The sequence below is a fragment of the Actinomycetospora sp. genome (assembly GCF_036497585.1).
Taxonomy (GTDB): Bacteria; Actinomycetota; Actinomycetes; order Mycobacteriales; family Pseudonocardiaceae; genus Actinomycetospora.
Genome location: NZ_DASXJD010000224.1, coordinates 65,359 through 85,304, shown reverse-complemented (window position 1 = coordinate 85,304; position 19,946 = coordinate 65,359). Strand labels below are relative to the sequence as shown.

At 75.8% G+C, this 19,946-nt stretch carries 19 protein-coding genes; 5 read left to right on the top strand and 14 right to left on the bottom strand.

Translation table 11 applies throughout. The features are described 5' to 3' along the window. The first annotated feature begins 26 nt into the window (after window positions 1-26). The gene (locus tag VGH76_RS23525; protein WP_331559166.1) at window positions 27-986 is read left to right on the top strand and encodes a hypothetical protein; all 960 of its coding nucleotides are present in this window, start codon (window positions 27-29) and stop codon (window positions 984-986) included. Here VGH76_RS23525 and VGH76_RS23520 read toward each other — a convergent pair whose 3' ends face one another. Next, window positions 987-1,886 (bottom strand): LysR family transcriptional regulator, encoded by a 900-nt coding sequence (locus VGH76_RS23520; protein ID WP_331559165.1) that lies wholly within the window; start codon window positions 1,884-1,886, stop codon window positions 987-989. Window positions 1,887-1,970: 84 nt separating this feature from the next. Here VGH76_RS23520 and VGH76_RS23515 point away from each other — a divergent pair, with 84 nt between their 5' ends. Continuing rightward, window positions 1,971-2,867, top strand: a complete 897-nt coding sequence (locus VGH76_RS23515) for an EamA family transporter (RefSeq protein WP_331559164.1) — start codon at window positions 1,971-1,973, stop codon at window positions 2,865-2,867. A gap of 84 nt (window positions 2,868-2,951) precedes the next feature. On the opposite strand, the gene VGH76_RS23510 is transcribed toward VGH76_RS23515, so the two are convergent. The 12 genes from VGH76_RS23510 to VGH76_RS23455 all read right to left on the bottom strand — a co-directional run bounded on the left by VGH76_RS23510 (window position 2,952) and on the right by VGH76_RS23455 (window position 15,230). Next, entirely contained in the window at window positions 2,952-3,305 is a 354-nt protein-coding gene (locus VGH76_RS23510; protein ID WP_331559163.1) for a VOC family protein, read from the bottom strand. A gap of 281 nt (window positions 3,306-3,586) precedes the next feature. Beyond that, window positions 3,587-4,681 (bottom strand): 3-dehydroquinate synthase, encoded by a 1,095-nt coding sequence (gene aroB / locus VGH76_RS23505; RefSeq protein WP_331559162.1) that lies wholly within the window; start codon window positions 4,679-4,681, stop codon window positions 3,587-3,589. Beyond that, the gene (locus tag VGH76_RS23500; RefSeq protein WP_331559161.1) at window positions 4,674-5,210 is read right to left on the bottom strand and encodes a shikimate kinase; all 537 of its coding nucleotides are present in this window, start codon (window positions 5,208-5,210) and stop codon (window positions 4,674-4,676) included. The genes aroB and VGH76_RS23500 overlap by 8 nt, the downstream gene beginning before the upstream one ends. Further along, window positions 5,207-6,403 carry a chorismate synthase gene (gene aroC, locus VGH76_RS23495; RefSeq protein WP_331559226.1) on the bottom strand — a complete coding sequence of 399 codons (1,197 nt, stop codon included), beginning with the start codon at window positions 6,401-6,403 and terminating at the stop codon, window positions 5,207-5,209. The genes VGH76_RS23500 and aroC overlap by 4 nt, the downstream gene beginning before the upstream one ends. 32 nt (window positions 6,404-6,435) lie before the next feature. Next, entirely contained in the window at window positions 6,436-7,050 is a 615-nt protein-coding gene (locus VGH76_RS23490) for a prepilin peptidase (RefSeq protein ID WP_331559160.1), read from the bottom strand. A gap of 94 nt (window positions 7,051-7,144) precedes the next feature. Further along, a complete protein-coding gene (locus VGH76_RS23485) occupies window positions 7,145-8,023 on the bottom strand; it encodes a shikimate dehydrogenase (protein WP_331559159.1) in 879 nt (292 codons plus the stop codon). Further along, window positions 8,024-9,733: an endolytic transglycosylase MltG gene (locus VGH76_RS23480; RefSeq protein ID WP_331559158.1), complete on the bottom strand. Its 1,710-nt coding sequence runs from the start codon at window positions 9,731-9,733 to the stop codon at window positions 8,024-8,026. Then, entirely contained in the window at window positions 9,730-10,191 is a 462-nt protein-coding gene (gene ruvX, locus VGH76_RS23475; protein ID WP_331559157.1) for a Holliday junction resolvase RuvX, read from the bottom strand. The genes VGH76_RS23480 and ruvX overlap by 4 nt, the downstream gene beginning before the upstream one ends. Before the next feature lie 55 nt (window positions 10,192-10,246). Next, on the bottom strand, window positions 10,247-12,940 hold the full coding sequence (gene alaS, locus VGH76_RS23470; protein WP_331559156.1) for an alanine--tRNA ligase: 2,694 nt from the start codon (window positions 12,938-12,940) through the stop codon (window positions 10,247-10,249). Window positions 12,941-13,048: 108 nt separating this feature from the next. After that, complete coding sequence (locus VGH76_RS23465; protein WP_331559155.1) at window positions 13,049-13,369, bottom strand: hypothetical protein; 321 nt, start codon at window positions 13,367-13,369, stop codon at window positions 13,049-13,051. Beyond that, the gene (locus tag VGH76_RS23460; RefSeq protein ID WP_331559225.1) at window positions 13,366-13,767 is read right to left on the bottom strand and encodes a DUF948 domain-containing protein; all 402 of its coding nucleotides are present in this window, start codon (window positions 13,765-13,767) and stop codon (window positions 13,366-13,368) included. Before VGH76_RS23460 ends, VGH76_RS23465 begins: the two co-directional genes overlap by 4 nt. 140 nt (window positions 13,768-13,907) lie before the next feature. Then, window positions 13,908-15,230, bottom strand: a complete 1,323-nt coding sequence (locus tag VGH76_RS23455; protein WP_331559223.1) for a replication-associated recombination protein A — start codon at window positions 15,228-15,230, stop codon at window positions 13,908-13,910. Window positions 15,231-15,551: 321 nt separating this feature from the next. On the opposite strand from VGH76_RS23455, the gene VGH76_RS23450 reads away from it, so the two are divergent. From VGH76_RS23450 to VGH76_RS23440, 3 genes are read left to right on the top strand one after another with little or no spacing between them, the layout of a single operon-like run. Further along, window positions 15,552-16,031 (top strand): Lrp/AsnC family transcriptional regulator, encoded by a 480-nt coding sequence (locus tag VGH76_RS23450; RefSeq protein WP_331559154.1) that lies wholly within the window; start codon window positions 15,552-15,554, stop codon window positions 16,029-16,031. Continuing rightward, window positions 16,031-17,188: an aminotransferase class I/II-fold pyridoxal phosphate-dependent enzyme gene (locus tag VGH76_RS23445; RefSeq protein WP_331559153.1), complete on the top strand. Its 1,158-nt coding sequence runs from the start codon at window positions 16,031-16,033 to the stop codon at window positions 17,186-17,188. Before VGH76_RS23450 ends, VGH76_RS23445 begins: the two co-directional genes overlap by 1 nt. Then, complete coding sequence (locus VGH76_RS23440) at window positions 17,185-18,606, top strand: MFS transporter (RefSeq protein ID WP_331559152.1); 1,422 nt, start codon at window positions 17,185-17,187, stop codon at window positions 18,604-18,606. Before VGH76_RS23445 ends, VGH76_RS23440 begins: the two co-directional genes overlap by 4 nt. On the opposite strand, the gene VGH76_RS23435 is transcribed toward VGH76_RS23440, so the two are convergent. Beyond that, window positions 18,594-19,865 (bottom strand): hypothetical protein, encoded by a 1,272-nt coding sequence (locus VGH76_RS23435; RefSeq protein ID WP_331559151.1) that lies wholly within the window; start codon window positions 19,863-19,865, stop codon window positions 18,594-18,596. The genes VGH76_RS23440 and VGH76_RS23435 overlap by 13 nt on opposite strands. Window positions 19,866-19,946: the final 81 nt, after the last annotated feature.

Genomic DNA, 19,946 nt, shown 5'->3' with positions numbered 1-19,946 from the left:
GACGCGGCGCACCGTACGGTGGGCCCGTGCGTCCCTGGGTGCTGCGGGCTCTGGTCATGACGCTGCTCTACGGCGTGGGGCAGACGGCGTTCGTCGCGCTCTCGTCACGGTTCGTCGACCAGACCCTGCTGTGGACGATCCTGCTGCTCGGCCTGCTGCTGCTCGTCGGCCTCGTGTGGGGCGGCGCGGAGGTCATCGCCGACCGCATCCCGCCGGAGTGGACCTGGTTGAAGGCCTCGCTGGCGACGGGTCCCGCGGCCGGCCTGCTCACGTGGGTCCTGCTGGCGCTGTTCGTGGACTCGGTCGGCGTCGAGGACCTCGGGTCCGCGCTGGTGGGGCGGGCGTCGTTCACGGTGCTCCTGGTGCTCGCGTCGGTGTCCCTGGGCTCGCGGTTCGGGTGGATCTCGCTGCGCCGCTCCGGCGACCCGCGGGCCGCCGACGACCCGGGCGCCGACGTCGACGAGCCGGTCGGCGAGGACGCGATCCCGTCCACGCGCGCCGGTGAGGCCGGCGGGGCCCCGGTCCTGCCCGCCTCGACCGCCGAGCGGGTGGCCGCCCGCCGTGCCCGCCGCCTCGAGGAGCGCGAGGCTCGGGAGGCGGGACGGGCCCCGGAGACCCCGGCCCCGGCCGGCCCCGCTCCGGCGCGCCCCTCCCCGGCTCCCGCCGCGTCGCGCCGCTCCGGGTCCCGGGGCGACGACCCGGCGCGGGTGCCCTTCGGCGGTGGCCCGTTCGGGGAGACGCCCTCGTCGCCGACCCCCGCCGCCCGCGACAGCGGGTACGCCTCCCCCGTCGTGGCCGTACTGCCGCCGGTGACGCCCCTGCCCGCCCAGGCCGACGGCACGACCGGGTCCCGGGCCGGCCACGGGGACGCCGACGGGGACGCCGACGACCAGCCCCGCAGCACGCGCCGGCGCCGGTTCGGCCTGCGCCGCCCGGGCACCGACCCCGCCGGCACCGACCCCGCCGGCACCGACCCCGAGAGCTGATCACCGGAGCGCCGCGAGCACCAGCGCGAGCGGCGGCCACGAGGCCCGGCCGCGGCGGGTGACCCACCGGCAGCGCAACCGCACCTGCGGGTCGCGGAGCTCCAGCACCCGGACCCCGGCGCGGACGGCACGGTCCACGGGCAGCAGCCCGACGCCGAGCCCGGCGACCACGAGGTCCTCGACCAGGTCGAGGCTGTCGGCCTCGTGGGTCATCCGGGGCTCGAAGCCGGCCGTCGAGGCCAGCAGGCGCACGACGTCCTCGTCGGCGCGGTTGCGCGAGTTCCCGATCCAGTCGTCGCCGGCGTAGGTCCCGACGACGGCGGCCGCGGGGGCCGCCGCGTCCGCCACCGCGCGGGCGCGGTCGTCGTCGGGAACCCCGAGGCCCCACCGCGCCTCCCACAGCGGGGCCCCGGTGAGCGCGACGGCGGGCTCCGGGATGGCCGACGGGGCGAGGTCGTAGTCGTAGACCAGCCCGAGGTCGACGGCGTCGTCGGCGAGCAGGGCGAGGGCCTCGGTGGGCTCGTGCTCGCGGATGGTCAGCCGGACCCGGGGGTGCTCGTGGGCGAAGGCCGCGACGACCGGCATGAGCGAGCGCCGCACGGCCGTCGCGAAGCCGGCCACCCGGACGGTGCCCGCCGGTTCGCCGTGGGGGTCGAGGTCGTGCCGGGCGGCGTCGACGGCCGCGAGGATCTCCTGGGCGTGCTGGGCGAGGCGCCACCCGGCCGGGGTGAGGCGCACCCGCCGGCCGTCGGGCTCGACGAGCGGCGCCCCGGCCTCGCGGGAGAGCGTCGCGATCTGCTGGGACACCGACGACGTCGAGGTGTGCAGCCGGTCGGCCACCGCCCGCATGGAGCCCAGGCGGGCGAGCTCGACGAGGAAGGGCAGGCGCCGCGTGTCCACCCCCCGATCGTCCGGTATCACTGAACGGTGTGTCCACGATTCTCACGTGGACGCGGACGGTCGGGGCCGCGTTGACTGCCGGTCGTGACCTCGCCTCGTGCCCGCACCGGTGCGGCGCTCGCCCTCGGCTCCATGTCCTGCGTGCAGCTCGGCCTCGCCGCCTCGGTCGACCTGTTCGCGCGCCTGCCCGCCGAGGGTGTGGCCGCGCTGCGGCTGGTGTGGGCGGGGGTGCTGCTGCTGGTGATCGTGCGGCCGCGGCCGTCGTCGTTCACGCGGTCGAGCCTGCGCGCCGCCGCCCTGCTCGGGGTGGTCACGGCGGGCCTGACGATGCTGTTCATGGCCGCCGTCCCCCGCATCCCGCTGGGCACGGCGAGCGCCGTGGAGTTCCTGGGGCCGCTGGGGGTGGCCGTCCTGCGCGGCCGCGGCCGGGGGCTGGTGTGGCCGGTCCTGGCGGCGGCCGGGGTGCTGCTGCTGACCGAGCCGTGGCGGAGCGGGGTGGACCCGGTCGGCCTGGGCTTCGCGCTGGCCGCGGCCGCCTGCTGGGCGGGCTACATCCTGCTCACCCAGCGGGTCGGCGACCAGGTGACCGGCCTGCAGGGCCTCGCGGTCTCGATGCCGGTGGCCGGGGTGGTGAGCGCCGTCGTGGCGGGCATGACGGTGCCGGGGCTGATCCCGGCCCTCACCCCGACGGTGCTCCTCGCCGGCCTCGGCCTCGGGCTCCTGCTGCCCGTGGTCCCCTTCGCCCTGGAGATGCTGGCGCTGCGCCGGCTCACCACGGGCGCGTTCGGCACGCTCATGGCACTCGAGCCCGCCATCGCGCTGATCGTCGGGGCGGTGGTGCTCGGGCAGCTGCCGCGCCTGCTCGGCATCGTCGGGATCGTGCTGGTCGTGACGGCGGGCATCGGTGCAGCCCGGGCCGGGGGTCGGGAGGAGCCGCCCGTGCCGCCGGTCGACGCCGTCGTCGGCGCCGGGGCGGTGTAGGCGGGTCGGTGTCGAGCGAAGGGGCCCACCGGTCGGTAGAGCCGGCGAGACGGGCCCCTCGCCGGAACGGAGCCCGGCCCGGGCCTACGCCTGGTGCAGGCCGAGCACGTTCCCGTCCGGGTCGGCGAGGAAGCAGAAGCGCCCGCCGGGCTGGTCGGACGGCTCGGAAACCTCGGCGCCGCGGTCGACGAGGTCGCGGCGGGTGGCGTCGAGGTCGTCGGTGTCGAGGACGAGCCCGCGCAGGCTGCCCGCCGGCATCTCCGCGAACCACGTCACCAGTGCGAACGTCGTCGCCGACCCGGGCGGGGCGACCTGGACCCACCGCATCCCGGGCCCGAACGTCGCGTCGGCGACCGTCTCGAACCCGAGCACCTCGACGTAGAACGCCCGGGCCCGCTCCTGGTCGCTCACCGGCACCGAGACCACCGAGACCCGCATGCGCCCAGCATGGCAGCGGGCCCCGGCCACGCCCGGGCGGGTCAGCCGCCGGAGCCGACCGTCGCCACGGCGTCGTCGACCCGCTCGGCCAGCGCGACGTCGAGCTCGGTGACGACCTGCAGGCTCTCGGTGCGCGCCCGCACCGTCAGCGAGGCGGGCGTCGTCGGTGGTCTCGAGGCCGGCGCGGGTGGCCACCCCGCTGAGGAACTCCTGGTGCCGCAGGGCCGCGGATCTACCCGCAGTCCGGACGCGGCCACGCGCGCGTTCGGCCGGTGATCGTCTCAGCCGGTCAGGGACGAATAGGCGGCCTCGAGGTCGTCCGCGCCGGGGCCCTCGAGGCGGGCGGGGCGGGCGAGCCCGTCGAGGACGACGAAGCGCAGCAGCGCGCCGCGGCTCTTCTTGTCGACCTTCATGTACTCGACGAGCTCCGGCAGGGCGTCGGCCTCGTAACGGGTGGGCAGGCCGACCGAGGCGAGGACGTCGCGGTGACGGTCGGCGGTGGCGTCGTCGAGGCGCCCGGCGCGGCGGGCGAGCTCGGCGGCGAAGACGAGCCCGACGGCGACGGCCTCGCCGTGGCGCCAGCGATAGTCCTCCCGGCGCTCGACGGCGTGGCCGAGGGTGTGCCCGTAGTTGAGGATCTCGCGCAGGTGCGATTCGCGGAGGTCGGCGGCCACCACCTCGGCCTTGACGCGCACCGAGCGGACCACCAGCTCGGCGAGCACCGGGCCGGCCGGGTCGAGCGCCGCCTTGGGGTCCGCCTCCACCAGGGTGAGGATCTCGGGGTCGGCGATGAACCCCGTCTTGATCACCTCGGCCATGCCGGCGGCGATCTCCTCGGCGCCGACCGTGGTGAGGCTGTCGAGGTCGGCGATCACCGCGGCCGGCTCGTGGAAGGCGCCCACGAGGTTCTTCCCCGCCCCGGTGTTGATCCCGGTCTTCCCGCCGACCGCGGCGTCGACCATCGCGAGCAGCGTCGTCGGGACGTGGACCACCCGCACGCCACGCATCCAGCCCGCGGCGACGAAGCCGCCGAGGTCGGTGGCCGCTCCCCCGCCGACGGCGACGACGGCGTCGGAGCGGGTGAGCCCGATCCGCCCGAGCACCTCCCAGCAGAACCCGGCGGTGGCGAGGTTCTTGCCGTCCTCGCCGTCGGGCAGCTCGACCCGGCGCACGTCGGCGCCGGCCGCCTCGAGCCCCTCGGCGACGGCCAGCGCGACCGGCTCCACCGCGGGCTGGTGCAGGACCGCCACACGGGCCACCCCGGCGAGCGCCCCGCCGTCGGTGAGCGACGCGGCGACGGCGCCGGTGATGCCGCGACCGACCACCACGTCGTACGGGCTGCCCGACGCGACGCGGACCGTCGTCGGGTCAACCACCGTGGCCCACCGGGGCGTCGGGCGCCGGGACGAGGGCGGCGTGCACGGCGTCGACGACCTCGTCCGCCGTGCGGTCGTCGGTCGCGATCTCGTGGACGGCGACGGCGCGGTAGACCGGGAGCCGTTCGGCGAGCAGCGCCGCGAACGTGGCCCGCGGGTTGACCCCGGCCAGCAGCGGCCGGGCCGTGGACAGCCCCGTACGGCGGACGCCGGCGGCCAGCCCGACGGTGAGCAGCACGACCGGGTGCCCCCGCAGCGCGCCCTGCGTCTCCTCGGCGAGCACCGCTCCCCCGCCGAGGGCCAGGACCCCGGTGTGGGAGCGTAGCGCCTCGGCGACGGCCTCGCGCTCGAGCGCCCGGAACGCGGGCTCGCCGTCGCTGGTGAAGATGTCGGCGATGACGCGCCCCGCGCGGGCCTCGACCAGGTCGTCGGTGTCGGCGAAGGAGACCCCGAGCCGGGCGGCGAGCAGCGTCCCGACGGTCGTCTTCCCCGCGCCCGGCGGGCCGACGAGCACGGCGGTGGGGCTCACCGGTGCACCTCGCGCATCGGGTCGATCGCGTCGCGGTACGCCGCGGCGTTGCGGGCCGTCTCGGCCAGGGAGTCCCCGCCGAACTTCTCCAGGGCGGCATCGGCGAGCACCATCGCGACCAGCGCCTCGGCGACCACCCCGGCCGCGGGGACCGCGCACACGTCCGAGCGCTGGTGGTGGGCGGTGGTCGCCTCGCCGGTGGCGAGGTCGACCGTGCGCAGCGCGCGGGGCACCGTCGAGATCGGCTTCATCGCCACCCGGGCGCGGAGCGGCTCGCCGTTGGTCATGCCGCCCTCGATGCCGCCGGCGCGGTTGGACGCCCGATCGACACCCGAGCCGTCAGCGGGGTCGATCTCGTCGTGGGCGGCCGAGCCCCGCCGCCGGGCGGTGGTGAACCCGTCGCCGATCTCCACGCCCTTCATCGCCTGGATGCCCATGAGCGCCCCGGCCAGGCGGGCGTCGAGCCGCCGGTCGGCCTGCACGTAGGAGCCCAGCCCCACCGGCAGCCCGTGCGCGACGACCTCCACGACCCCGCCGAGAGTGTCGCCGTCCTCCTTCGCCGCGTCGACCTCGGCCACCATCGCCGCGGTCGAGGCCTCGTCGACGGCCCTCACCGGGGAGGCGTCGATGCGCTCGCCGTCGCCGGGCTGCGGGATGGCGCCCTCGGTGGCCTCGGCGGTGCCCAGCGAGACGACGTGGGAGAGCACCTCGACCCCGAGTGCCTGCGCCAGGAAGGCCTTGGCCACCGCGCCCAGGGCCACCTTGGCCGCCGTCTCCCGCGCCGAGGCCCGTTCGAGCACCGGGCGGGACTCGTCGAACCCGTACTTGGTCATGCCCGCGAGGTCCGCGTGCCCCGGCCGGGGGCGGGTCAGCGGGGCGTTGCGGGCCCGGCCCTCGAGCAGCTCCGGGTCGACCGGGTCCGGGGCCATCACGGTCTCCCACTTCGGCCACTCGGTGTTCCCGATCCGCATCGCCACCGGGCCGCCCTGGGTCAGGCCGTGCCGCACCCCGCCGAGGATCTCGAGCTCGTCGGCCTCGAAGCTCATCCGAGCCCCCCGGCCGTAGCCCAGGCGCCGGCGCGCGAGCTCGGCCGTGACCTCCTTCGAGGACACCGACACCCCCGCGACCATGCCCTCGAGGACCGCCATCAGGGCCGGACCGTGCGACTCACCCGCCGTCAACCACCGCAGCACCCCGCCATCGTTCCACGTCGTCCGCACGGCTCTCACCCTGCTGCCAGGAGCAGGAGCCAACTCACGCCCAGCAGCGACGGGCCGAGCGGCACCGCCCGTCGCCGCAGCACCCGCGCCACGACGACGAGCACCACCGCGGCCAGCGCCGGGGCGAGGGCGAGCGCCCACCACCCGGCCGCCGCGAGCGGGCCGCCGAGCGCGGCGGCCAGCTTGACGTCCCCGCCCCCGAGCGCCGCCGGCGCGACGAGGGCCACCCCGGCGTGCAGGCCCCCGAGCACCGCCGCCCCGACGAGCCCCGCCACCACCGACCCGGACGATCCGAGCGCGCCCAGCCCCAGCACGAGCGCCGGCACGGTGAGGACGTCGGGCAACCGGCCCGCGACCGCGTCGGTGCCCGCGCCCGCCACCGCCAGCACCGTCACCACCAGCAGTACCGGCACCCGCGCCGGGGTCACCGCCCCGACCACGGCCGCCGTCGCCACCACCCCGCACCCCGCCGCCGTCCCCAGCACGCACCAGCCCCACGGGAGGAGCACCGGGCGCCGCACCCGGGCGACCCCCGCCCGCACGGCCGCCCCGAGCAGCGCCCCGCCGACGAGCGCGAGCACGACGCCCGGCAGGACGCCGAGCGGGAGAGAACCGGTCACGACGACGAGCGTGCGGCGCCGGGCCCCGGCGCGTCACCTCCGGCGTCCCGGCCTGGGGACAACTCGACCCCGCGGTGCCGCTGGGGACGGACCGCTACGGCGAACGGACCTCGAACCCAGTCGCGCGGACCAACGCCTGGTGCATCGCGGCGCGCGGGGCCGGTCGGCCGGTGAACTGCTCGACCTGCCCGAACGCCTGGTGGAGCAGCATGTCCAGCCCGGTCGCCACCGCGAGCCCCCGCTGCTGCGCGGCCGCGGCCAACGGTGTCGGCCACGGGTGGTACACCGCGTCCAGCACCACCGCCCAGGCCGGCAGGGCATCCACCAGCCGCGCGGCCAGGGCCTCGTCCACCGCGCCCGCCGGGGTCGTGTTGATCAGCGCCTTCGCCCGCGCCAGATCCTCGTCGCGCACCTCGTCGAAGCGGACCGCGCGCCGCGCGATGCCGTAGGAGCGGGCCACGTCGAGGGTGTCGGCGGCGCGCGCCGGGTCCCGCACGACGACGGTCACCGCCTCGTTCCCGAGCTCGTAGAGCGCCCCGACCGCCGCCGAGGCCGTGCCGCCCGCGCCGAGCAGCACCGCGTCCACCGTCCCGGCCGCGATCCCGGGCACGCTGCGCACCCCCGCGCCGCGCAACGCCCCGGCCACCCCGTCGACGTCGGTGCAGTCGGCCGCCCACCCGGCCCGGGCCCGGACCAGGGTGTTCGCCACGCCGAGACGCCGCGCCCGGTCCGACGCCGTCGCCGCGACCTCGAGCGCGGCCCGCTTCCCCGGCATCGTCACCGACAGGCCCGCCCACTCCGTCCCGAGCCCGCGCACGAGCCCGGGCAGCGCGACGTCGTCGCACTCGATGTGCTCGTAGGTCCAGCCGGTCAGCCCGAGCGCCTCGTACGCGGCCCCGTGGAGCACCGGGGAGAGCGAGTGCGCGACCGGCGACCCGAGCACCGCGGCCCGGCGCGCCCCGTCACCGGCCACTCAGTAGACCCCGCGTGCCTGCGCGAGCCGCCGGTTCGCGTCGTGCTCGGCGGGCGTGACCGCGAAGCACGAGGCGCCGTCCGGCTCGCACTTGACGAAGTAGATCCAGCCCCCCGGCGCGGGCGAGATCGCGGCCTGCAGCGCCGGGGTCGACACCGCGCCGATCGGCGTCGGCGGGAGCCCGAAGTCGAGGTACGTGTTGTAGGGCCCGGGCGCGGCCCGGTCGACGGGCGTGGTGAGCAGCGTCTGCCGGTCTAGCGGGTAGTTGATCGTCGAGTCGAGCTGCAGGCGCATCGGGATCGGCAACCGGTTGTAGACGACCCGGGCGATCTTGCCGAAGTCCTGCTCGACGCCCTCCCGCTCGGCCAGCGAGCCGACGACGAGCGCCTGGTACGGGCTCACGTTGTTCGCGGCGGCGCCGCTCACGAGCCCGGCCGCCTCCAGCCGGCCCGTCGAGGTCCGCACCACGGACGCGAGCGCCGTGCGGGCGTCGGCGCCCGGGGTCACGTCGTAGGTGCCCGGTGCGACGAGGCCCTCGAGCCGCCGCTCGGGCGCGGCCCGGCGGACGTCGGCGAGCGCCCAGTCCGGGACGCCGAGCTGGGCGGGGTCGGTGGCGACCATGGTGCGACGCAGGTCGTCGGCCGAGGTGCACCGTCGTTGCCCGGAGTCCGCGACCACGCAGGTGGCCTGCGAGATCAGGCTCAGGACGCCGGGGACGCGGGCCGAGCCGGCACCCGCGGTGTCGTCGAGCTGGGTGCCGCCCCGGACCTCGAGGCGCCCCAGCCGGTTCGCCGGGTCGAGCATCCGGGTGACCGCGGTGGCGGCGGGCATCCCGCGCTGCATGTCGTAGAAGCCGGGCTGGATGCCGCGGCCCCGCGGGTCGTCCTCGGCCGCGTCGCCGAACCCGCGGGCGGAGGCGACCACTCCGTCGGCGACGAGGGTCTCGCCGATGTCGCGGGTCGAGTCCCCGTCGGCGACCTGCACGACGACGTGGCCGGTGGCCGGGCCCGCGAAGTCCGGCGGGAAGAACACGCCCCACAGGTCGCGGGCGAAGAACGCCCCGCCGGCCAGGGCGAGGACCAGCACGCCCGCGACGGCGGGCCACACCAGGCGCCGACGACGGCGGGTGTCCCCGTCGGCTGGCGCGGAGTCCTCGGAGGACACCGGGACGAGGCCACCGAGCGCGTCGTCGTCGTCGGCGTCGTCCGGATCGGGGTCGGGCGACGACGAGGCCTGCGCCGGGGCCGGAGCGGTCGGTTCGTGGCCGGTCGGCGGCGTGGGCCGGGCCCCCGGCGGCCGGGAGTCGGACGGTCGGGCCTCGCGTGCGTCGCGGGGCCCGGAGCGCCGGGCCGGCTCGGGCAGCGGGACGCGCGACGGCGTCGTCGGGAGTCCGGTGACCGCGCCGTCGCGGTGCAGGGTGTCGGTGACGGCGTCGTCGCGGCGCAGGGTGTCGGTGACCGCGTCCTCGTGCCCGGGGCTCGCCGCCCGGGCACGGCCCTCGCCGGCGGTCCCGGTCGTGCGCTCCTCCTCGCCCGGGGGGCGACGGAGCCCGCGGCTGCGCCGCGGGACGGCCGCGGGGCGGCCGCCGCCGTGGCTCGATTCCTGCTCGGCCGGGCGTTGGTCGCCCCCGCGTGCCGTTGCCGGGCGGACGGCGACCGTCGCCATCGGCACCAGCCGCCTGCCGCCGTCGCGGCGGTCGGTTCCGGTCACGGGCCCTCGCCGGGCTCGGGGCGGCGGCGCGCGTCCAGCCACGTCTGCAGGATCTCCACGGCGGCGGCCTGGTCGATGACGCGGCGCTGCGCGCGGCCCTTGACGCCGCGGTCGGAGAGCATGCGAATGGCCGAGACGGTGGTGAGTCGCTCGTCGGCGAGGGTGACCGGGAGGTCGGTCATCGAGTTCTCGGCGAGCACCTCGCGCAGGTCGTCGACGTAGGCCCGGGCCGCCTGCGCCGCCGGACCCTCGCGCCCGGCGAGCGTGCGGGGTAGGCCCACGACCACCTCGACCACCTCGTGCTCGGTGACGAGCTCCACCAGCCGGTCCAGGTCGGACCACGTCGTCTCGTCGCGATCGAGGGTAACGAGGGGGGTCGCGAGGGTCCCGGCCGGATCGGAGAGGGCGACGCCGACGCGCACCGCGCCGACGTCGACCCCCAGGATCCGTCCGGGCATGTGGGCACTAATCCGTGTCATAGGGCGGATTACTGCTCACCGGCGCGGAGCGCACCTAGCCCGCCGTCCCGGCGACCTGCGCGCGCAGGGCGTCGATGGCGGCCCCGATGCCGGCGTCGATCCCGCCCGGTCCGCCCGCCGGCGAGCCACCGCCCTGGGCGAGGTCGGCCTTGCCGCCGCCACGGCCGCCGATCGCCGGGGCGAACCTCTTGACGAGGTCGCCGGCCGCCAGGCCCCGGTCGCGGGCCGCGGCCGTCGTCGCGACCACGAAGGAGACCTTCTCGCCGTCCGGGGCGAACAGCGCGACGACGCCGGGCCGGTCGCCGAGCCGGCCGCGGACGTCCGAGGCGAGGGTGCGCAGGTCGCCGCCCCCGACGCCGTCGGGGGTCCGGGAGGCCACCAGCGCGATCCCGCCGACGTCGTCGGCGGCGTCGGCCAGGGCACCCGCCGAGGCGAGCACCTCCCGGGCACGGACGTTCTCGAGCTCCTTCTCGGCGGCGCGCAGCCGCTCCACCACCCCGGAGATGCGCTCGGGCAGCTCCTCGGGCTGGGCGCGGAACTGCTCGGCGAGCTGGTTGACCAGCACGTGCTCGCGGGCGAGGAACCGGAAGGCGTCGATGCCGACGAGGGCCTCGACGCGGCGGACGCCCGACCCGATCGAGCCCTCCGACAGCAGCTTCACCAGCCCGAGCTGACCGGCCCGGCCGACGTGCGTCCCGCCGCAGAGCTCGCGGGAGTAGTCGCCGACCTCGACGATCCGCACCGCGTCGCCGTACTTCTCGCCGAACAGCGCGACGGCGCCGAGCTTGCGGGCCTCGTCCATGCTCGTGACGAAGGCGCGCACCTCGTCGTCGCCGAGGAGCACCGCGTTGACCTCGTCCTCGACGTCGGCGAGCACGGTGGTCGGGACGGCGCCCTCGGGCGAGGTGAAGTCGAACCGCAGCCGGCCGGGGGCGTTGAGCGAGCCGGCCTGGGCGGCGGAGTCGCCCAGGGCCTTGCGCATGCCGGCGTGCACCAGATGGGTGGCGGTGTGCGAGCGGGAGATCGCGGCGCGCCGCTCCATGTCGATCTGGGCGGAGACGGGGGCGTCGCGGGTGACCTCGCCGTGCAGGACGCGTCCGCGGTGCACCGAGAGCCCGGGCACCGGGGTCTGGACGTCGGTGATCTCGACGGTGAACCCGTCGCCGAAGAGCCGCCCGGTGTCGGCCTGCTGGCCACCGCCCTCGGCGTAGAACGGGGTGCGGTCGAGCATGACCTCGACGTCGTCGCCCTCGGTGGCGGCCGGGACTCCGACCCCGTCGACGACGAGCCCGACGACCGTGGCGTCGGCGCGCTGGTCGGTGTAGCCGAGGAAGTCGGTGAGCCCGTCGCGCTCGAGGATCTCGCGGTAGGCGCTGGCGTCGGCGCCGCCGTGCTTGCGGGCGGCGGCGTCGGCCTTGGCCCGCGCCCGCTGCTCGTCCATGAGCGTGCGGAAGGCGCCCTCGTCGACGGCGAGCCCGGCCTCGGAGGCCATCTCGAGGGTGAGGTCGATCGGGAAGCCGTAGGTGTCGTGCAGCGCGAAGGCCGACGAGCCCGGCAGCGTCGTCGAACCGGCGGCACGCGTCTCGGCCACCGCCGACTCGAAGATGCGCGAGCCGGTGGCCAGGGTGGCGAGGAAGGCCTCCTCCTCGCGGCGCACGACGGCGGCGATGCGCTCGTAGCTGGTCGCGATCTCCGGGTAGGAGGGGCTCATGGCGTCGCGGACGACGCCGACCAGGTCGACCAGCACCGGCTCGGTGATGCCGAGCAGGCGGGCGTTGCGCACGACGCGGCGCAGCAGGCGGCGCAGCACGTAGCCCCGGCCCTCGTTGCCGGGGACGACGCCGTCGCCGATGAGCATCGCACCGGTGCGGACGTGGTCGGCGATGACGCGGAAGCGGACGCGCTGTTCCTCGCCGCCCTCGTCGTAGGAGCGCCCGGAGAGCTCCTGCACCCGGTCGATCACCGGACGGAGCAGGTCGGTCTCGTAGACGTTGTCGACACCCTGGAGCAGGAACGCGACGCGCTCGATGCCCATCCCGGTGTCGATGTTCTTCTGGGGCAGCTCGCCGATGGGGGCGGCGCCGTACTTCGGGCTCTGCTCCCCCCGCACGTCCTGCATGAAGACGAGGTTCCAGATCTCGAGGTAGCGGTCCTCGTCAGCAATGGGGCCGCCGGGCCGTCCATATTCCGGGCCGCGGTCGTAGTAGATCTCCGAGCAGGGCCCCCCGGGACCGGGGATGCCCATGTCCCAGTAGTTGTCACGGCCGTCGCGGCGCTGGATGCGCTCGGACGGCAGGCCGATGACCTCGTGCCAGATGCGCTCGGCCTCGTCGTCGTTCTCGTAGACGGTGACCCAGATGCGCTCCGGGTCGAAGCCGAACCCGCCGTCGTCCTGGGAGCCCGTGACGAGCGCCCAGGCGTGGCGGATCGCGCCTTCCTTGAAGTAGTCGCCGAAGGAGAAGTTGCCCGCCATCTGGAAGAACGTGTTGTGGCGGGTGGTGTGCCCGACGTTCTCGATGTCGCCGGTGCGCACACACTTCTGGATCGAGGTCGCCGTGGCGTACGGCGGCGGGGCCTCGCCCAGGAAGTAGGGCTTGAACTGCACCATCCCGGCGTTGACGAACAGCAGCGTCGGGTCGTCGAGGATCAGCGAGGCGCTGGGGACGGGGGTGTGGCCGGCGTTCTCGAAGTGGGCGAGGAAACGTCGACGGATCTCGTGGGTCTGCACGGTGTCCTGCTCGTGGGTGTCAGGTGCCGGTCGGGCCCGACCGGCACCGGAGGGATCTCCGGGACGTGGGAGCGGGGGCGCCGCAGTGGCCGGACCGGTGAGGCGGGCTCAGCGGCCCGCGGCCCCCCGCCGAGGCGCTCGCGAGTGCCGGCCCGCGGCGGTCGCCGGCTCCGACGGGGCCGGGAGCGCGGGCCGCACCGCGATGCGGGTGGTGTCCTCGACGAGCGCGTAGAGCTCCTCCTCGCGCTCGGCCATCCCGGCGCGGACCTCCGCGCCGAAGGCGCCGAGACCGGCCCCGAGCTCGCGCAGGCCCTCGCCGAGGCTGGCGCCGACGCCCGCGGGGCTGGCGCGGTGGGCGGCCTGGGACACCTTGCGGGAGGCGCCGACTCCGACGGCGACGCCGACCCCCAACCAGAACATGCGCTTCATCCGCGACTACTCCGCTTGCCGTTGGACCGCTTCGAGGGCGCTGCGTTCTTCAGTTTGCGGTTCTGGCTGGCTTTGCGCAGCCCATATGACAGGGCCGCGACCCGCACCAGCGGCCCGCCGAGGGTCGCGGTGAACAGCGAGCTCAGCGCGCGCGTGTTCGCGGCGACCGCCTGCGCGCTCGCGGTGACGCCGTCGACCCGCTCGAGCTGGGTGTTCACCGTGGTCAGCGTGACCTGGGCGTCGTCCAGCAACGGGGCCGAGCCCTCGTGCGCCTTGCGGATCGCGATCGTCGCCTCGTCGAGCGTGCGGCCCAGCTTGAGCAGCGGCACCGCGAGCAGCAGCACGAGGATCACGAACGCGGCCGCGGCGATGATCGCCGCGATCTGCCCGACCGACACGGTCACTTCCCCTCCGGCTGGGTGCCTTGGTCTTCCGCTGACGAGGGCCGGGACGAACCGGGCGCGCCGCGCGGGTGGCGGAAGGCTACCCGGATGACCATGATCCCCGCGCTGCACCCCGGGAGTCGCCGCTCCTCCCTTCAGCCGCGCACCACATCCCGCAGCCGGGCCAGGCGTTCGGCGATCGCGCGCTCCTCGCCGCGTCCCGACGGCTCGTAGTAGTCGCGGCCCACCAGCTCGTCGGGCGGGTACTGCTGGGCTACGACGGCGGCGCGGTCATCGTGGGGGTAGCGGTACCCGACGGCGTTGCCGAGCTTCTGCGCGCCCGCGTAGTGCCCGTCGCGCAGGTGGGGCGGGACGGGCCCCGCGGCGCCGGAGCGCACGTCGGACATCGCGGCGTCGATCGCGGCGATGACGGCGTTCGACTTCGGGGCGGTGGCGAGGTGGATCGTGGCCTGGGCGAGCGCGATCCGGCACTCCGGCAGCCCGATGAGCTGCACCGCCTGGGCGGCGGCCGTGGCGGCCTGCAGCGCCGTGGGGTCGGCGAGCCCGACGTCCTCGCTCGCGTGCACCACCAGGCGCCGCGCGATGAACCGCGGGTCCTCCCCCGCGACGATCATGCGGGCGAGGTAGTGCAGCGCGGCGTCCGGGTCCGACCCGCGGATGGACTTGATGAACGCGGAGACGACGTCGTAGTGCTGGTCGCCCGCGCGGTCGTAGCGCACCGCGACCTCGTCGACGACCTGCTCGACGACGGCGAGGGTGATCTCGCCGTGATCGTGGACGGCGTCGGCCGCGGCCTCCAGGGCGGTGAGGCTGCGACGCCCGTCGCCCGCGGCGAGCCGGACGAGGTGCTCGCGGGCCTCGTCGGAGAGGGTGACGGCGCCACCGAGGCCGCGCTCGTCGGCGACCGCGCGGTCGAGCAGGGTGCCGACGGCCTCGTCGTCGAGCGCGTGCAGGCCCAGGACGAGGCTGCGGGAGAGCAGCGGGGCGACGACGGAGAAGCTGGGGTTCTCGGTGGTCGCGCCGACCAGCAGCACGACGCGGTCCTCCACCGCGCCGAGCAGCGCGTCCTGCTGGGTGCGGGAGAACCGGTGGATCTCGTCGATGAACAGCACGGTCTGTGTCGGCCGCCCGCCCGCCGAGGCGGCGGCGAGGCGACGGCGGGCGACCTCGATGACCCCACGGACCTCCTTCACCCCGGCCGAGAGGGCCGAGAGCGCCTCGAACGAGCGGCCGGTGGCCTGGGAGATCAGCCGGGCCAGGGTGGTCTTGCCGGTGCCGGGCGGTCCGTGGAGCAGCACCGAGGCGGGCGCGGCGCCCTCGACGAGCCGGCGCAGCGGGGCGCCGGGGGCGAGCAGGTGGTCCTGCCCGACGACCTCGTCGAGGCTCGCCGGGCGCATGCGGACGGCCAGCGGCGGGCGGACGTCCTCGTGACCGTGGGGTGCGGGCCGGTCCTCCACGACTCCCCGCGTGACGGGCCGCAGGTCCTCCTCGGCCGGGCGCCGCACCGGCTCGGGAGGCGCCACGTCGAACAGCGCCCCGTCGGCCTCCTCACTCACACCCCCGACGCTACTGCGCGGCCCCGACACCCGTCGTCGGCCGCCGGGGCCGCCTTTCCGAGCGACGGGCACCTTCGGTCGATCTACCCGACCGAAGGTGCCCTTCGCTCACCGTGCGCCGGGCGCGCCCGTTCCGGCGACGGGCGCCCCTGGCCGATCTATCCGACTGAAGGTGCCCTTCGCTCAGGAGGAAGAGCCGCCCGCCGGATAGGGTCGATGACCATGCGGGAGATCCTCACGGTGCTGGAGGCCGACGCGCACGCGAGCGTCGAGCGCATCGCGACCCTGACCGGGCTCGAGGAGGCCAGGGTCCGCGAGCAGATCGCGGCCTGGGAGGCCTCGGGGGTGATCCGGCGGTACAAGGCGGTCGTCGACTGGGACCGCTTCGGGGACGAGCGGGTGATCGCGTTCGTCGACGTCACGGTCGCGCCGGAGCGGGGGCGCGGGTTCGACGACGTCGCCGAGCGTATCGCCCGGTTCCGCGAGATCCGCGCGGTCCACCTGGTCAGCGGGGCCCAGGACCTGCGCGTCGAGGTGGAGGGGTCCTCGTTGAAGGAGGTCGCCGACTTCGTCGCCCAGAAGCTCTCCGGGATCGACCGGGTCACGGCGACGAGCACCCACTTCCTGCTGCGGCGCTACAAGGACGACGGCCAGCTGCTCACCGACCCCGAGCCCGACCAGCGGCTGTCGGTGACGCCCTGATGGGCCCGCGCAAGCCGTTCTCGCAGATCGTCCGCACCGTCCCGCCGTCGGGGATCCGGAAGTTCTTCGACCTCGCCCAGGGCATGCAGGGGGTCATCTCCCTCGGCGTGGGCGAGCCGGACTTCCCGACGCCGTGGAGCGCGCGCGAGGCCGCCATCCACGCCCTCGAGCACGGCGCGACGACGTACACCTCCAACTCCGGGCTGCTCGCGCTGCGCGAAGCGGTGTGCACCGACCTCGCCGACCGCTACGGCGTGCGCTACCGCCCCGAGGACCAGTGCCTGATCACCTCGGGGGTCTCGGAGGGGCTCGACCTGACGCTGCGGGCGCTCCTGAACCCCGGCGACGAGGTCATCGTCCCGGAGCCCTGCTACGTGGCCTACGCGCCCTGCGTCGCGTTCGCCGGCGGCACCCCGGTGCCGGTCGCGCTGGACCCGGCGCAGGCCTACCGGCTGGACCCGGAGCTCATCGGGGCGGCGGTCACCGAGCGAACGAAGGCGGTCCTCTTCGGCTCGCCGTCGAACCCGACGGGGTCCGCGCAGAGCGCCCACGACCTCGCCGCGCTGGCCACGCTGGCCGTCGAGCACGACCTGTGGCTGGTCTCCGACGAGATCTACGACCGGCTCACCTACGACGGCACCCACACCCCGGCGGCCGCCGCGCCGGGGGCCTGGGAGCGCACGGTGACCCTCGGCGGGTTCTCGAAGTCCTACGCGATGACCGGCTGGCGGGTCGGCTACGTCTGCGCCCCCGAGCCGCTCGCGGCCCTCATGCACCGCATCCACCAGTACACGATGCTGTGCGCGCCGCACATGTCCCAGATCGCTGCGCTGGAGGCGATGCGCACCGCGCAGGACGACGTCGAGGAGATGGTCGCCGACTACGACCGTCGGCGGCGCCTGTTCGCCAAGGGGCTCGGCGAGCTCGGGCTGACCTGCCCGGAGCCGGGCGGGGCCTTCTACGTCTTCCCGTCGATCCGCACCACGGGCATGACCTCGCAGGAGTTCGCCGAGGGCCTGCTCGAGCGGGAGAAGGTCGCCGTCGTCCCCGGGGACGTGTTCGGGCCGTCCGGTGAGGGGCACGTCCGCTGCTCCTACGCGACCTCGCTCCCCCAGCTCGAGCAGGCGCTGGAGCGCATCGCCCGCTTCGTCGCGTGAGGGCGTTCCCGCTCCGGCGCCGGGGCGGCACGGAGCGGGACGACGAGGCGTTCGACCGTCGGCTGATCCTGCCGATGATCCTCGGCGCGATCCTCAACCCGATCAACTCGACGATGCTCGCCGTCGCGTTGGTGCCGATCGGGATCGCGTTCGGGGCGCCCGCGGCGGAGACGGCGTGGCTGGTCACCGGCCTCTACCTCGCGACGGCGGTCGGGCAGCCGGTGGTGGGGCGGCTCATCGACCTGTACGGCCCGCGGCGGCTCTACCTCCTGGGGTCGGTGCTCATCGGGGTCGGCGGCGTGCTCGGGACGCTCGCCCCGGCACTGGGTGTCCTCGTCGTCGCCCGGGTGCTCATCGGCTTCGGTACCTGCGCGGGCTATCCGGCGGCGATGCACCTGATCCACAGCGAGGCGCAGCGCACCGGGCGGGACAGCCCGCAGACCGTCCTGACGATCCTCGCCGTCTCCACCCAGACGGTGGCGGTCGTCGGGCCGGCCCTGGGTGGCCTGCTCATCGCCGTCGGCGGCTGGCACGCCACCTTCGCCGTCAACGCCCCGCTCGCGCTGGCGTGCCTGGCCCTCGGGACGTGGCGGTTGCCGCGAGAGCCGCTCGCGGGGCGGAGCGTCCGGGTCGGGCTCGCGGCGCGGATCGACCTCGCCGGCATCGTGCTCTTCTCCGTGACCCTCGTGGCGCTGCTGCTCTTCCTCGTCCATCCCGAGCTCCGGCTGTGGTTCCTGCCCGTGCTGGCGGTGGCGGCGGGGGCGGCGCTCGTGGGGTGGGAACTGCGGACGTCCTCGCCGTTCCTCGACCTGCGCCTGCTGGGCGGCAACGGCCCGCTGCTCGCGACCTACGCCCGCTCGCTGCTCACCGCGGTCTCGTCGTACGCGCTGCTCTACGGCTACACGCAGTGGCTCGAGGAGGGACGCGCCCTGGATCCGTCGATCGCGGGCCTGGTACTGCTGCCGGTGTTCGGCACCGGGATCCTGGTCTCGACGCTGACCGGGCGCCGCCCCGAGATCCGCGGGAAGCTGCTGGTCGGTGCCGTGACACAGGTGGTGGTCGCCGGGCTGCTGCTGACGCTGGGCCCGACGAGCGCGCTCTGGCTCGTCGTCGTGGTCGCCCTCGTCGCGGGCGTGCCGCAGGGCCTGAACAACCTCGCCAACCAGAACGCGGTCTACCACCAGGCCGCGCCCGAGCGGATCGGCTCGTCCGCCGGGCTGCTGCGGACCTTCTACTACCTGGGCGCGATCGTCGCCTCGACCGCGGGCGGGGTCTTCCTCACCCCGCGTGCCGACACCCCGGGCATGCACGACCTCGCCTGGTTCATGCTCGGCGCGGCCGCGCTGTTCGTCGTCGTGACCCTCGCCGACCGCTCGCTGGGCCGTGTCACCGCGGCCGCCCGAGGTCAGGCCTCCTGACCCCGGGTGCACCGCGCGAAGGCCGGGAAGAACGGCAACGGTTCGTCGCCGCCGTAGGGCTCGAGGGCGGCGACGACGGCGTCGGCCAGCTCGGCGGTGGCCTCGACGCGCTGGCGCTCGGCGTCGGTGCGCAGCCGCCGCCAGTAGCTCGCCAGCACCGCCGCGGCGTGCTCCGGCGGGCGCCCGACGACGACCTGCTCGGGGACGGTGCCCCGGTCCACCACGACGGGCAGCAGGGAGCGGGTGCACACCCACACCCACAGCGTCGTCGCGGCCAGGTGACGGGGGCCGGAGACGGCGAGGTCGGCGAGCTCGGGCCACACACCGGCGACCTCCGACTGCCACGCCGCCGTCATGGCCTCGGCCATCCCGGTCGGGAGCACCGCGGGCCGGCCCCAGCCGGGGAACGGCAGCCGGACCGACGCGGCGGTCAGCGCCACGTCGCGGAAGCAGCCCCACTCGAAGTCCAGGAAGCGGGCCCCCGCGCCGGTGAGCAGGCAGTTCTCCGGGGAGACCTCGGAGGGGCTGAAGGCCCGGTAGTGGGTGCCGCCGAGCAGGCCGGCCGCCGAGCGGGCCTGCGCGACCGCCGCCGGGGCGGCCTCCACGCGCAGCAGGTGGGCGAGCAGGTCGGGGAGCTCGGCGAGGGCGGAGCGGGCGTCGTCGGCCAGCGGATCGCGCCAGTGGCGCACGCCGGAACGCCGCAGCAGCGCCCCGAAGTCGCCCTCGCGGGCGGCGGTGACCGCCTGCAGACTGCCCAGGGCGCGGGCGGCCCCGAGCAGGGCGCGCTCGGCGGCCTTCGGGTCGTCGCCGTCGAGCTTGTCCGCGACGCTCGAGCAGCGGCCGAGGTCCTCGAGGACGAGCAGGCGCTGCTCCGGGTCGTTGGCGTAGAGCGTCGGCGTCGCCCGGTCCTCGGCGGGCAGCGCGGTGAACAGCTGGCAGCTCGCCGCCTCGTAGGGGAACGGGTCGACGCGCTCGTGGCCGGCGATGGGCGCGGCCTCCGGCGCCGCGAGGTAGTGCTTCACGACGAGGGTCCGCGGCAGCGAGAACGGGTTCTCCGCGACCCGGACCCGCACCACCCGCGAGCGGGTGCTGCCCCCCAGGTCCTCGGCGTCCGCGAGCCGTACCCGTGCCCCGCTGCGCCGGGTGAGGAGATCCTCGGCGAGCGCCACCGTCCGGTCGATCTCATGATCGGGACGGGGCTGACCGGAGCGGTCGAGGGGGGACGGGACGCTGGGGTCGTCGGCCGTGAGCGGGGTCATCAGACGATGGACCCTACCTGTCCGGGGGTCTGCTACTCGCGAGTAATGAGAACGTGACGGAGTCGGAATCGATGCACGACC

Excerpts from the sequence above, each read along its gene's own strand:
- VGH76_RS23435 (WP_331559151.1), bottom strand. The coding sequence starts at position 19,865 with ATGACCCCGCTCACGGCCGACGACCCCAGCGTCCCGTCCCCCCTCGAC.
- ruvX (WP_331559157.1), bottom strand. The coding sequence starts at position 10,191 with ATGCCCGGACGGATCCTGGGGGTCGACGTCGGCGCGGTGCGCGTCGGC.
- VGH76_RS23465 (WP_331559155.1), bottom strand. The coding sequence starts at position 13,369 with ATGAAGCGCATGTTCTGGTTGGGGGTCGGCGTCGCCGTCGGAGTCGGC.
- VGH76_RS23445 (WP_331559153.1), top strand. The coding sequence starts at position 16,031 with ATGGGCCCGCGCAAGCCGTTCTCGCAGATCGTCCGCACCGTCCCGCCG.
- VGH76_RS23450 (WP_331559154.1), top strand. The coding sequence starts at position 15,552 with ATGCGGGAGATCCTCACGGTGCTGGAGGCCGACGCGCACGCGAGCGTC.
- VGH76_RS23510 (WP_331559163.1), bottom strand. The coding sequence starts at position 3,305 with ATGCGGGTCTCGGTGGTCTCGGTGCCGGTGAGCGACCAGGAGCGGGCC.